12 protein-coding genes are annotated in these 12,787 nt (G+C 71.8%); 6 read left to right on the top strand and 6 right to left on the bottom strand.

The features are described 5' to 3' along the window. Nucleotide 1: 1 nt before the first annotated feature. Entirely contained in the window at nt 2–955 is a 954-nt protein-coding gene (locus ACQF4J_RS30815) for an arabinan endo-1,5-alpha-L-arabinosidase (RefSeq protein WP_427167281.1), read from the top strand. Nucleotides 956–1,034: 79 nt separating this feature from the next. Further along, nucleotides 1,035–2,546 carry an alpha-N-arabinofuranosidase gene (locus ACQF4J_RS30820; protein WP_427167282.1) on the top strand — a complete coding sequence of 504 codons (1,512 nt, stop codon included), beginning with the start codon at nt 1,035–1,037 and terminating at the stop codon, nt 2,544–2,546. Nucleotides 2,547–2,555: 9 nt separating this feature from the next. Here the strand turns inward: ACQF4J_RS30820 and ACQF4J_RS30825 are convergent, their stop codons facing one another. Then, nucleotides 2,556–3,695 (bottom strand): hypothetical protein, encoded by a 1,140-nt coding sequence (locus ACQF4J_RS30825; protein WP_351572308.1) that lies wholly within the window; start codon nt 3,693–3,695, stop codon nt 2,556–2,558. Nucleotides 3,696–3,767: 72 nt separating this feature from the next. Then, nucleotides 3,768–6,707: a glycoside hydrolase family 35 protein gene (locus ACQF4J_RS30830; protein ID WP_427167283.1), complete on the bottom strand. Its 2,940-nt coding sequence runs from the start codon at nt 6,705–6,707 to the stop codon at nt 3,768–3,770. A gap of 77 nt (nt 6,708–6,784) precedes the next feature. Here ACQF4J_RS30830 and ACQF4J_RS30835 point away from each other — a divergent pair, with 77 nt between their 5' ends. From ACQF4J_RS30835 to ACQF4J_RS30845, 3 genes are all read left to right on the top strand, one after another. Beyond that, nucleotides 6,785–7,243: an RrF2 family transcriptional regulator gene (locus tag ACQF4J_RS30835; protein WP_142151752.1), complete on the top strand. Its 459-nt coding sequence runs from the start codon at nt 6,785–6,787 to the stop codon at nt 7,241–7,243. A 75-nt stretch (nt 7,244–7,318) separates the two neighbouring features. Further along, nucleotides 7,319–7,642 carry a hypothetical protein gene (locus tag ACQF4J_RS30840; protein ID WP_351572314.1) on the top strand — a complete coding sequence of 108 codons (324 nt, stop codon included), beginning with the start codon at nt 7,319–7,321 and terminating at the stop codon, nt 7,640–7,642. A gap of 171 nt (nt 7,643–7,813) precedes the next feature. Further along, the gene (locus ACQF4J_RS30845) at nt 7,814–8,464 is read left to right on the top strand and encodes a DUF4360 domain-containing protein (RefSeq protein WP_351572316.1); all 651 of its coding nucleotides are present in this window, start codon (nt 7,814–7,816) and stop codon (nt 8,462–8,464) included. Between the two features lie 113 nt (nt 8,465–8,577). Here the strand turns inward: ACQF4J_RS30845 and ACQF4J_RS30850 are convergent, their stop codons facing one another. Together ACQF4J_RS30850 and ACQF4J_RS30855 are read right to left on the bottom strand one after the other, a co-directional pair. Then, nucleotides 8,578–8,766 carry a DUF397 domain-containing protein gene (locus tag ACQF4J_RS30850; protein WP_351572319.1) on the bottom strand — a complete coding sequence of 63 codons (189 nt, stop codon included), beginning with the start codon at nt 8,764–8,766 and terminating at the stop codon, nt 8,578–8,580. Continuing rightward, on the bottom strand, nt 8,763–9,548 hold the full coding sequence (locus ACQF4J_RS30855) for a helix-turn-helix domain-containing protein (protein WP_351572347.1): 786 nt from the start codon (nt 9,546–9,548) through the stop codon (nt 8,763–8,765). The genes ACQF4J_RS30850 and ACQF4J_RS30855 overlap by 4 nt, the downstream gene beginning before the upstream one ends. Nucleotides 9,549–9,717: 169 nt before the next feature. Here ACQF4J_RS30855 and ACQF4J_RS30860 point away from each other — a divergent pair, with 169 nt between their 5' ends. Continuing rightward, nucleotides 9,718–10,197 (top strand): ATP-binding protein, encoded by a 480-nt coding sequence (locus tag ACQF4J_RS30860; RefSeq protein WP_351572322.1) that lies wholly within the window; start codon nt 9,718–9,720, stop codon nt 10,195–10,197. A 3-nt stretch (nt 10,198–10,200) separates the two neighbouring features. Here the strand turns inward: ACQF4J_RS30860 and ACQF4J_RS30865 are convergent, their stop codons facing one another. Together ACQF4J_RS30865 and ACQF4J_RS30870 are read right to left on the bottom strand one after the other, a co-directional pair. Continuing rightward, nucleotides 10,201–11,874, bottom strand: a complete 1,674-nt coding sequence (locus ACQF4J_RS30865; RefSeq protein WP_427167285.1) for a hypothetical protein — start codon at nt 11,872–11,874, stop codon at nt 10,201–10,203. Further along, nucleotides 11,864–12,778 carry an ABC transporter ATP-binding protein gene (locus ACQF4J_RS30870; protein WP_351572327.1) on the bottom strand — a complete coding sequence of 305 codons (915 nt, stop codon included), beginning with the start codon at nt 12,776–12,778 and terminating at the stop codon, nt 11,864–11,866. The genes ACQF4J_RS30865 and ACQF4J_RS30870 overlap by 11 nt, the downstream gene beginning before the upstream one ends. Between the last annotated feature and the right edge of the window lie 9 nt (nt 12,779–12,787).

Genomic DNA, 12,787 nt, shown 5'->3' on the forward strand with positions numbered 1-12,787 from the left:
GGTGACAGCGGTGGTCGCGGCGGTCCTCCTGGCCCTGCTGCCCAACGCGGCCCAAGCCGACGTGAGTCACCCGGACCCGCTACCGGTCACCGGCCAGACGGTCGTCCACGACCCGACCCTCCTGAAGCTCAAGTCCGGCCCGTACGTGGCCTACTCGACCGGCGGCGTCATCGGCGCCCGCCTCTCGAATGACCTCAGGCACTGGACCGACGCGGGCAACGCCTTCGCGCAGCCGCCGAGTTGGTGGTACGAGTACAACGACACCGGTGACCCCTGGGCCCCGGACCTCTCCTACCGCGACGGCCGCTACTGGCTCTATTACGCCGTCTCGTCCTGGGGCACCAACCACTCCGCGATCGGCGTCGCCACCTCGCCCTCCGGCCTCCCCGGCACCTGGACCGATCACGGCCCCGCCTTCACCTCCGCGACCACGGACTCCTGGAACGCGATCGACCCGGCTGTCGTCCGCGCCGACGGCAGGCTGTGGATGGCCTTCGGCTCGTACTGGACGGGCATCCGCATGGTCGAACTGGACCCGGCGACCGGCAAGGCGCTCCCGGGAGCAGCGGTCGAGCACCTGGCGACCCGCCCGGACGCGCCGTACGCGGTGGAGGGCGCGGACATCGTCCACCACGGCCGCTACTACTACCTCTTCGCCTCCTACGACGCCTGTTGTGCGGGAGTGAACTCCACGTACAAGATCAGAGCGGGCCGCTCGACAACGGTGTCGGGCCCCTACACCGACAGCACGGGCAAGGCACTCCTGGAGGGCGGCGGCGACCTGCTGCTGCCGAGCCACGGCAGGTACGTCGGCCCCGGCGGCGAGTCGGTCTTCAAGGTCCACGGACGCGACTGGCTGGCCTACCACTACTACGACGCGGACGACAACGGCACCCCCAAGCTGGGGCTCAACCGCCTCGGCTGGACGAAGGACGGCTGGCCCGAGGTGCTTTAGGGGCGCGGGGAACTGCGCGAGCAACCCCCACGACCCGCAGCCGCCACGACTCAGAACCACCCCTCTGGAAAGGCGAACATTGCACACCGCCCGCTTCACCCTCGACCCCGCCTTCACCGTCGGCGAAGTCAACCCCCGTCTGTTCGGGTCCTTCGTCGAGCACCTCGGCCGGTGCGTCTACACCGGAATCTTCGAACCGGGTCATCCCGCGGCCGACGCGGAGGGCCTCCGCCAGGACGTCCTCGACCTCGTCCGCGAGCTCGGCGTCACCGCCGTCCGCTACCCCGGAGGCAACTTCGTCTCCGGCTACAAGTGGGAGGACTCGGTCGGCCCGGTCGAGGACCGCCCCCGCCGCCTCGACCTCGCCTGGCGGTCGACGGAGACCAACCGCTTCGGACTCGCCGAGTACATCGCCTTCCTGAAGAAGGTCGGCCCGCAGGCCGAGCCCATGATGGCGATCAACCTCGGCACGCGGGGCGTGGCGGAGGCCCTGGATCTCCAGGAGTACGCCAACCACCCCTCCGGCACCGCCCTGTCGGACCTCCGTGCCGCCCATGGCGGCAAGGACCCCTTCGGCATCAAGATCTGGTGTCTGGGCAACGAGATGGACGGCCCCTGGCAGACCGGACACAAGACAGCCCGGGAATACGGCCGCATCGCCGCCGAGACCGCCCGTGCCATGCGGCAGATGGACCCGTCCGTGGAACTGGTCGCCTGCGGTTCCTCCAGTCAGTCCATGCCGACCTTCGCCGAGTGGGAGGCGACGGTCCTGGAGGAGACGTACGACCTGGTCGACTACATCTCCCTGCACGCCTACTACGAGCCCCAGGACGGCGATCTCGACTCCTTCCTGGCCTCGGCCGTCGACATGGAGTCCTTCATCGAGAACGTGGTCGCCACCTGTGACCACGTGGGCGCCAGGCTGAAGTCCCAGAAGAAGATCAACCTCTCCTTCGACGAGTGGAACGTCTGGTACACGTCGAGGTGGCACGAGATCGAGAACTCCGCCGCGCGGGACTGGGCCGAGGCGCCCCGTCTGCTGGAGGACAACTACAGCGTCATGGACGCGGTCGTCTTCGGCTCGCTCCTCATCGCCCTGCTCCGCCACGCCGACCGCGTCACGGTCGCCTGCCTGGCCCAGCTGGTCAACGTCATCGCCCCGATCATGACCGAGCCCGGCGGCCCGGCCTGGCGGCAGACGACCTTCTTCCCCTTCGCCCAGGCCGCGAAGCACGGCCGCGGCGAGGTCCTCGACGTGCGCGTGGAGTCGCCGACGTACCAGACGAGGAAGTACGGCGAGGCCGACCTGCTGCACGCCACCGCCGTGCGCGCCGCGGACGGAACCGTCACCGTCTTCGCGGTCAACCGCGGCCGGACCGAGGCGCTGCCGCTCGAAGTGGCCCTGAACGGGCTCGACCTGACGTCCGTCGTCGAGCACAGCGCCCTCGCCGACGCCGACCCGGAGGCCCGCAACACCCTCACCGAGCCCGAGCGGGTGGCCCCGCACGCCGTCGAGGGCACCGACCTGCGGGACGGCACCCTCACCGCCGTACTGGAGCCGCTGTCCTGGAACGTGATCCGGCTGGCCTGACGACGGGCTTCAGCGCTCGATGTACACCTGCGCGGGCGGGTACGGGGAGAAGGACGTCGTGCCGACGGACCAGTACCCGCCCGCGCCGGGTACGGGCGTGAGCGCCTCGGGCAGGACGGACGTCGTGGCGGTCGCGCCGCGCTCGCTCACCCAGCCCCCGTCCTGCCACCGGAGGTAGTGCGCCCGGGTCTGGTCCCAGAAGTCCCAGCCGGCGATCCGGTCGGGGCCGCCCCGGCCGTCGTCGACGATCGCCGTCAGCATGCCGACGGTGAACGGGGCGCTGACGCCGTTCCAGGCGGTGCCGTCCCAGTGCTTGAGGGTGACGCCCGGCGGCTTGCCGGGCGGGCCGCCGACGCCGTAGTCGTAGCCGGTGAGCCAGATGTCGTCGGCGGCGACCGGGAGAAGGCCGGTGACGGCGGGGCGGAGGCCGCCGGGCGCGGTCAGCTCGGTCCACGCCGAGCCGTCCCAGCGCGCGACGAGGGCGCTGTCGTAGACCCAGACGTCGCCGCACACGGTGACGCGGACGCCGGTCGGGGTGGCGGTGGTCCCGCTCGGGGGCCGTGCGATCCAGGACCACTCGCCGCCCGCGCCGTGCAGCAGCACCGAGCCGTCGCCGTTGCGGCCGGAGACCCACACACCGCCGTCGGCGTCGGTCGCGACAGCGGTGAGGGTGGTGCCGGAGGTTCCGCGGCCGGGGAAGTCGGTCTCCCGCCAGGTGCTTCCGTCCCAGCTCAGCAGGTGTGCGCCGGTGCCCACGGCCCACGCCCGGCCGGCGCCGCCGGCGGCGACCGAGCGCAGGCCGCCGGTGAGGCCGAGGTGTGCGAGGCCCACCCTGGTCCAGGCGGTTCCGTCCCACACGAGGGCCAGTGGTGTCCCGGCGGTCCCGCCGCTGCGGCCCTCCTCCCCGACGGCCCAGGCGAGGTCGGGGCCGGCCGCCGCCACCCCGACGAGCTGGGCGGCGGGTGTGCCCTCCGGGGCGGGCACGGTCTGCCACACATGGGGTTCCCCGGCGGTCGCCGACCGGACACCGCCTGTCGTGCCGGCGCCGTCCGTGCCCGCGGCGGTCGGGTCCGCGCCGGTCGGGCGGTCGCCGCCGGCCGCCGCCCGCGCGCTCGCCGAGGTCAGCCCCAGTCCGGCCCCGGCCCCCACTAATCCGCTGATGAAACGCCGTCTTCGCACGATGATCCCCCTTCTCGGGCCATGCCCTTGTGACGCGTGCGGTCAGACCGACACCACCGGCACCCCGCCCGCCGCCGCCCCCAGGAGCGTCAGCCGTACGTCCGACGGTCCCGACGGTGTGGTTCCGTCGGACAGTACGGCGAGAGCGAGTGTGTTGGAACCACGTGTGCGCAGAATCCCGTTCGGCAGGACGAAGGTGTGCTGCGGGCCCACGTCGTTGATGTACTGGCCCATGTTCCAGCCGTTGAGGAAGATCTGGACGCGGTAGGCGCGGGCCGGGTCGTCGTCGAGGACGAGCCCGACGGACGCGTCGATGCCGGGGTCGACCGCCAGCCGGAAACTCGTCCGGTACCAGGTCACGCCCTGCCGTCGGTCGGCGCGCGGCAGCGAGCCGGCCGGCCAGCTCCCGTCGGCGTACTCCGGCAGGTGCCAGCCATGCCGTTCCCCGTGCAGCCCCCCGGTGTTCTGCGGCCCGCGCTTCGCGTCCGGCGCCTTCTCGCCCTGGATCCGCCAACTCACGTGCGGGGCTGCCCCGTCGAAGGTGACCGCGGTCAGCCCGCGGGCCGCCTTGTGGGTGTCCTGCGACTTGCCGTCCTGGTCGTGCTGCATCCGGCGGACGAGCACGGACAGCACGTGCGAGCCTGCCGAACGCACCTCCTCCGGTACGGAGAACACCACCGTGTCCGTCCAACTCCCCTTGCGGACTGTGCTGTTGTCCGGCACGGGCATGCGGTGGGTGCCCAGCGCCCGCCCGTCCAGCCAGGCCATCAGCAGGCCCTGCGTGCCCGTGCTGTAGGCGAGCGACACCGACCGCGCGCCACGGGCGTCGGTGAAGTGCCCGCGGTACCAGACGTCGCCGTAGTGGAAGCCGTAGTCGTCGGCGAAGAGGACGGGCTGCCCGCCGGGTACGGGCGTGGTGCTGTACGACGTCGTGCGGTCGGCGCACTTCCAGGCCGAGTCGTCGTAGCCGGGGGCCGACTCCGGGTTCTCGGTCCTGCGCCGCCAGCCCCCGCGCAGCGCCGGCAGGGAGACCTTCCCGACGCCGGGCAGCGGTCGCGCGGTCCGCAGACTCCCGGAAGGCGTGGTCTCGGCCGCCGAGTTCCGACCGTTCCAAACGAGTTCGGTGACGCCGCACGGTCCCCACACCTCCAGTGCGGAGGCCGCCACGGTGTCCCCGGTGAGCCGGAGCGCCTTTCCTCTCACGGCCGCCGTTCGCACCAGCGCGGGCCCGTGCACCAGCACCGGTCCGGACGGGGTGTCGCGGGGGAACAGCCGCAGCGAGGTCTCGTCGTCGGCCAGGAGCAGCAGCAGCGGGGTGCCGGTCCCGTCCCCGGAGACCAGCACCCGGGTCAGGCCGTCGAGTCGGGCCTCGACACGCAGCAGCCCGTCCTCGTAGGTGTGGGCCGCGCCGCCCTCCAGCACTTTCACCGCCGGCCGCGCCGGGCACTCCAGCACGGTCACCGTCGCCTCGCCCGGGCGCCCGGTGAACACGGCGATCTGCTGGCGTCCCGCGGTGAGGGAGAGCATCGGCTGGGCGCTGGAGCAGCGCACCTTCCGTCCGCCCAGGACCATCCCGGCGACGAGGAGGCGCGCGTCCTTCGCCGGAACGGTGACCGGCAGCCCGTCGAGGCCGGGCACGGTGGAGGTCACCTGCTGGGTACCGTCGTTGCGCACCACGTACACATGCGCCCCGGTGTCCTGGTTGGTCAGGTGGTACACCCGCAGACCGGCCGCCTCCACGTCGGCGGCGCGGTCCAGCTTGGCGAGGTCCGGCACGTGCCGCAGCAGATGGCCGAGCTGGTGCATCGGGACGAGCTTGGCGGTGGGCTGCCGCCCCTCGTCGAAGGCGGCGCCGTAGTCGTACGACGTGTAGACGACCGGCGCCGGCAGCCAGCCCCACGAGGTGCCGCCGTAGGTCATGTAGACGTTGTGCAGGGTGATGCCGTTGGCGAGGTTGGTCAGGTAGAAGCGCCGCTCGTACGCGGCGTCCCGCTGCCGCCGCGACTCCGCGTACCCCTTCCGGTCGAACCAGACCCCGCCCCACGGGTCGAACCACCCGCCCCCGAACTCGGGCATGAACCCGGGCGTCCGCGGGCTCGCCGTGGCCCCGCCCTTCAGCCCGCCGACCCCGAAGTGCCCCCAGTCGGGCGGCGTCTGGGTGGGCGACGGATATCCGTCGAAGCCGTAGAGCCAACCCGCGCCCTCACCACGGGTGTCGAAGGAGCCGGGGATCCAGTAGCCGTTCCTGCCCTTGTCGTTGTGGAACAGCGGTACGTCGATGCCGTCGGCCCGCACCTTGTCGTACAGGTGGGCCATGTAGTCGCGGCCGGTCGCCTCGGTGACGTGGGCGTCGTACTCGTTCTCGATCTGGTAGAGCAGGATCGTGCCGCCGCCGTCGGTGTACAGGTGGCGGGCCGCGATCGCGTCGACGTGGGTGAGCCACTCGTCGACGTGCGCGAGGTACGCCGGGTCGGCGGTGCGTGCCGTGCCCTTGGCTGCGGTCAGCCAGCCGGGGAAGCCGCCGCCGTCGATCTCGGCGTTGATGTACGGGCCGGGGCGCAGGATCACGTAGAGGCCGGTCTCGGCGGCCGTGCGCAGGAAGAGGTCCAGGTCGCGGATGCCGGTGAAGTCGTAACTGCGCGGGGCGGGGGAGTGGTAGTTCCACGACACGTACACACTGACCGCGTTGTAGCCGTGGGCCCGCATCTTCTGCAGGACGTCCCGCCACAGGGAGGGGCTCGGCAGCCGGAACGGGTGCATCTCGCCCGACCAGACCACCAGCCGGCGGCCGTCGACGACGAGCGAGTAGCGGTCGAAGCCGATGGTGTGCCGGCGGCCGTCCGCGGCCGGTGGCTCGGGCGCCGGCCCGGTCGGCGCCGTCGGGGCGGCGTAGGCGCAGTTCGCCGAGCCGCTGCCGCCGAGGGCCAGGCCCAGTGCGGTGCTTCCGGCGAGAGCGCTGAAGGTACGTCTGCTGAGCCCCATGGGAGCCTCCCGTCGTGCCGGTCGGTGGGCGGCGCGTGCGGGATCATTGTGTACGCGGGACCGGCCACAATGGTCGTATGAGGATCTCGGCACGAGCGGATTACGCGGTACGGGCGGTTCTCGAGGTCGCCGTTCGGCAGGACGGCGGACCGGTGAAGGCGGAGGCCATCGCCGCGGTGCAGGAGATTCCGCACAAGTTCCTCGAGGGCATCCTCGGTGACCTGCGGCGCGGCGGCATCGTCGACAGCCGGCGCGGGGGAGGCGGCGGCTACCGGCTGGCGCGCGAGGCCGGGGAGATCACCGTCGCGGACGTCATCCGGGCCGTGGACGGACCGATCGTGTCCGTGCGCGGCGAACGCCCCACGGGCCTGGAGTACACCGGCTCCGCCCAGCCCCTGCTGCCGCTGTGGATCGCTCTGCGCGCCAACGTCCGCCGCATCCTGGAGGGCGTCACGATCGCCGACCTCGCCCAGGACGCGCTGCCCGAACAGGTACGGGACCTGGCGGCGGAGCCGGCCGCGTGGGAGAACCCGTAGCCGCGGCGCTCTCTCAGCCTGTCCCCAGGCTGACGTCCCAGGGTCGGCCGACCGGCAGCAGGACAGGACCGAGACATGCGCACGCTCACCCTGCTGGCTCTCACGGGTCTGGGCGCCCAGCTGGTCGCCCCGGTCGCCGCCTGGCCGGCCCGCTTCGTCGCCCCGCGCATCCTCGGCTCGACCGTCGGCGGTCTCATCGTGCTGCTCAACGCCCGCACCCTGCTCGCCGACTGGTTCCACCTCCCCGGCACGGTCGGGGCGTGCGTGTACGTCGTCCTCTACGGCCTGTGGGCCGACGCCCTCGCGCACTCGGTCCGCGCCCATCGCCGGGAGAAGGACATCCGGACCGAGCCCGCCGAGGAGCCGCAGCCGGTCGGCGCGGCGCCCGAGCGGGTGTGAAATCCGCGAATGTGAATGGCCGGAGTTCGCCCTGACCACCGCTCCCGGGGCTTTCTACGATGCGGATCACCTCCGGCCTTCACAGAAACCTCACTGTTTCTCCAGAGAGCTCTCCGAGCTTTCCGGGGGGCCGGGGCGTGCCACCCCCCACTCACAGAATCCGGAGAGACCATGTCTGGTGGACTCCTGCTGGGCGGCGCCGTAGCCGCTCTTCTCACGACCGCGATCCCCGCGAACACCCACTCGGGCGTCTTCGACAACCCGCCCCCGGACAAGATCGTCATCGACGTGGCGACCGTGAACGGCTCCGGCTGCCCCGCGGGCACGGCGGCCGTCGCCGTCGCCCCGGACAACACGGCCTTCACGGTGACCTACAGCCAGTACCTCGCGCAGGCCGGTGGCAACTCCGACCCCACGGCCTTCCGCAAGAACTGCCAGCTCAACCTGATCGTGCATGTCCCCCAGGGCTTCACCTACGCCGTCGCGAGCGCCGACTACCGGGGCTTCCTCTCGCTCCAGCCGGGGGCGAGCGCCACGCAGAAGGCGTCGTACTACTTCCAGGGCTCCTCGAACACGGTGCCCAAGACCCACCCGTTCAGCGGCTCGTACAACGACGACTGGCAGGCGACCGACTCCACCGACTGGGCCCAGCTCGTCTGGGCGCCCTGCGGGGTCCAGCGCAACTTCAACATCAACACCGAGCTGAGAGTGAACGCCGGGACCGCGAACCCGGGCAAGGTCAGCTTCATGACGATGGACTCGACCGACGGGGACATCAGCACCGTGTACCACATGGCGTGGAAGGAGTGCCCGGCGTCCTGAGCCGGCGGAGTCCGGCGCACGGAAAGGGGGTGGCCCCCGGTGCGGGCCACCCCTGCCGTGTGGGGACGGAGTACGGCGGGTGTGAGGTGACGACCCGTCAAGTTTGTTGTCGGTCAGGCTTGTCGTCCGGCGTACACCACGAAGTCCGCCCAGATGTCCGGCGAGAGCGCGAGCCGGCGGCCCTGCCTGTCCTTGGAGTCACGGACGTGGACGGTGACGGGGGTGAGGGCGACCTCGACGCAGTCGCCGTCGCCGCTGCTGCTGTAGCTCGACTTGAACCAGTGCAGTTCGTCGCTGCTCATAGCGCTCCTCGCATCCGTTGCAACAGGCTCACGGAGTCTTCGAGGGTGAGAGCCTGCGAACGCATCCTGGCATACCGCCTCTGGAGCACGCTGATCTCTTTCGGGTCGCTGATGAACAACCCGCCACGCTGGCCTTCGTTGTATGCGAACCACCGGTTCTCGGGTGTCTCCAGCAACTGCACGGGGCCCGCCAGACCGGCGTGCGTCCCGTGTGTCAGCGGCATGAGCTGGATCTCGACGTTCCGCAGCTTGCCGATCTCCAGCAGGTGGTCGATGAGTTCACGCGTGACCTCGACCCCGCCCGTGCGCCGGAGGAAGAGGTGTTCCTCCAGGATGAAGCTGTACGTCGTGTTCGGCCGCTCACGCAGCAGCCGCTGTCGCTCGGCCCGGGCGGACCACCGCTCCTCGATCTGGACGTCGTCCAGTGGAGGCAACTGCCCGTCGAACAGGGCCCTGGCGTACGCCTCCGTCTGCAACAGCCCCGGAATCATGCGGCCTTCGTACGTGTACAGGCTGATGGCCAGCTGCTCCATCCGCGCCCACCGCCGGAACCAGGCCGCCAGCCCCGGCTGGCGGGCCAGCGTCGGCAGGGCCCTGCGCAGCGCGCCCGTGTTGCCCAGCAGTTCCTCCGCCCGCTCCACGAAGGCCGTGTCGGGCATCCGCCGTCCCAACTCCACGGACGCCACCGTGTGTTTGGAGAACCGGACGAGATCGGCGTACTCCTCCCGGCTCATCCCCGCGTGCTCCCGCAGGGCCTGATGCACCGCCCCGAACGTCCGCATGCTGTCCGACGACTCCGGCTCACCGCCACCATCGACCACAGTCGGTCACCTCCCGCGCCCATGGTCACGGCCCGTCACGAGTACTGTCCAGTCCGTGACCGCGTACGCTGCGTCGGCGTACGCGCGCCCGACCTGGTGAAGGAGGGTCCGGGCCCGTCAGATTGGGGCCATGACCGCACGTCCCGCCCCCCAATGCCCGGTTACCGTACGTACGTTCACCCAGCGCCTCAGTCCCACCCCGCGCGGTGCCCGGCTGGCCCGTCGGCTCGCCGTCGGCCAACTGCATGCCTGGGGCATCCCGCACGGCACCCCGCCCTCCGACGCCGTCGCCGCGATCGTCGCCGAGCTCGCCGCCAACGCCGTCACCCACGGCCGGGTGCCGGGGCGGGACTTCGAGCTGCGGCTCTCTCTCGTCACCGGCAGCGTCCGCGTCGAGGTCACCGACACGCGTGACGAGCTGAGGCCGCCCGTCCCCGGCGCCGTACGGACTCCCGATCCTCTCGACGAGCACGGTCGTGGTCTCGTCCTCGTCGACGCGCTCGCCGACCGCTGGGAGGTCCTGGACCGTGAGTCGCCCGGGAAGACCGTGCGCGCCGAGGTCGATGTGCCGGGGTGGCTGTCGCTCGCCGGACGGACCGGCCCGGCGTGAGCCTCAGGCGGCGACCAGATCGCGTCGGCGGAATGCGGCGAGTCCGGCCACCGCGGCGATCACGCCCGCCCCGGTGAGGACGGAGATGGCGGTCCAGTTGAGATCGGTGGCGGGTACGGGGCCGAGGTGCGTGAGTACGGCCGTGTCGAGCAGCCAGTGGTTGTCGGAGATGCTCGATCCGATGATCTCGACGAGGAACGACCACAGGATGACGCCGTAGAGGACGGGCATCGCGAGCCGTGGGGCCAGCCCGAACAGCAGGGCCCCCAAGCCGAGGACGAACAGGGCCGGGACCGTCGAGTTCAGACCGGCCCGGACCATGGCGGAGAGACCGACCTCGCTCTCGCGGGAGGCCATGCCGAGCCAGCCGCCGAGGCCGATGGCGAGGCCGGCGGCGAGGACGAAGGCCGCGGCGAGGCCGAGACGTGCCGTCAGCCAGGCCGTCCTGGTGACCGAGCGGGCGAGAAGGTGGTCCAGATGGCCCTCGGCCTCCTCGCCGCGCAGGGCGGATATCTGACCGGCCGCCGCGAAGGCGAGGAGGGTGGCGACGAAGAGCAGCTCATAGCCGATCCACGCCGCCTCGGGGCTCACGGGGTGCGCACCGAGATGGCCCAGCTGACTCTGGATCGAGTCGACGGCGACGTTCCCCTCGGCGGCCGACCTGGCGACCACGCCGAAGACCAGCGTGAGCGCCCCCAGGCCGACCGTCCACGACAGCACGCCCCAGCGTTCCAGGTGGACGCCGAGGGCTCCGGCGCCGCCGAGGAACCGGGTGCCGGCCCGCGGCGGCCGGGAGCGGGTCAGTACGGCCGCCGCGAGGTCGCGGCGCCCGGCGAGCGCGACCGCCGCCCAGGCGCACCCGGCGGTGAGCAGGACGATGGGCACCAGGGCGAGGGGCTGCGAGCCGGTGAGCGGGCGGAGGTTCTCGATCCAGCCGAGCGGGCTCGCCCAGCGCAGCCAGGACTGGCCCGTGCCCGCGTCGGCGATCATACGGATCAGGTAGCAGGCGGCGAAGACGATGGCGCCCAGGCCGTTGGCCTGCCGGCGGGTCGGGGCGAGCTGACCGGCGAGGGCGCCGACGGCCAGGAACATGGCGGCGCCGACGGTGCTCGCGGTCGCGTAGAACAGCGACGCCGAGACGGTGAAGCCGACCTCGCGGCTGAGCCCCGCGGCCACCGTGAGGGCCGTGGTCAGTCCCCACAGCACGAGCCATCCGGCCGCGAGACCGGCCAGCCCCTGCGCCGTGGCGTGACGTCGGGAGGTGCGGCCGGCCAGGAGCAGCTCCCAGCGTCCGGCGTCCTCCTCCCGCCGCAGCAGGCGGGTGGCGGTGAGCAGCCCCCAGATGGTGCCGATGATGATCAGCAGTCCGAACACCCGCCAGGCCACGAACCCGCCGATGGTGTCCACCTGCCGGGCTGGGCCGATGATCGCCGAAAGGCCGTTGTTGGCGCCGAGGGTGTGCGCGAACTCCTCGCGCGAGGAGGCGGTGGGGAAGCTCTTCCGCCAGCTGAGCGCCTCGTTCATGATCAGTACGCCGAACAGGGCACCCCACACGGCGGCCGACCGCGCCGCGTGCCGGGCGGTCAGTACCGCGACGGTGCGGGCGGCCCGGCGCTCGCCGGGGCCGGTCCGGGGGACGGTTCCGGGATGGGCCCAGAATCCGGGTTCAAGCCGCACGGGAACCACCTGTCCGGGCCACGGGCCCCCGGCCGTAGTGAGCGAGGAAGAGTTCCTCCAGCGAGGGCTCGCGGCTGAGCAGTTGGTGCACCCCGGACGCGGCGAGCACCCCGAGCAGCGGCTCGACCGAGCCGACCACCTGGCAGCGGACCTTGTTGCCCTCCACGGCGACAGCGGTGACTCCCGGGATCTTCGACAGGTCGGGGGGCGTGGTGTCGAAATCGGCGTCGATCGACAGGGCGGACAGGTGCCGCATCTGCGCGAGCGTCCCGACCTCGACCAGTTCACCGGCGCGCAGGATCGCCACCCGGTCGCTCAGCGCCTCGACCTCGCTGAGGATGTGCGAGGAGAGGAAGACGCCCTGGCCGCGGTCGCGCGCCTCACGGACGCACTCCCGGAACGTCTCCTCCATCAGGGGATCGAGGCCGCTGGTCGGCTCGTCGAGGATCAGCAGGTCGGCCCGGGAACTCAGCGCGGCGACCAGCAGGATCTTCTGGCGGTTGCCCTTCGAGTAGGCGCGCACGCGTTTGGCGGGGTCGAGCCGGAACCGGTCGACCAGCTCGTCGCGGTACCGCTCGTCGACCTGCCCCTGCACCCGGCCCAGCAGGTGCAGCGTCTGGGTACCGGTCAGCTGCGGCCAGAGGTTCGCCTCGCCCGGCACATAGGCGACACGCCGGTGGGCCTGCGCCGGGCGGGCCTGGGCGTCGACGCCGAAGATCTCGGCACGTCCGGCGTCGGCGCGGATCAGCCCGAGGAGACAGCGGATCGTGGTGGTCTTCCCGGCGCCGTTGGGCCCGAGGTAGCCGAGGACCTCGCCTTCGGCCACCTCGAGATCGAGCGGTCGCAGGGCGACCGCGGCGCCGAAGGACTTCGTCAGTCCGGTGGTACGGATTGCCAGCGCCATCGCTGCCTC

Source organism: Streptomyces sp. C1-1 (assembly GCF_050214755.1).
Lineage (GTDB): Bacteria > Actinomycetota > Actinomycetes > Streptomycetales > Streptomycetaceae > Streptomyces.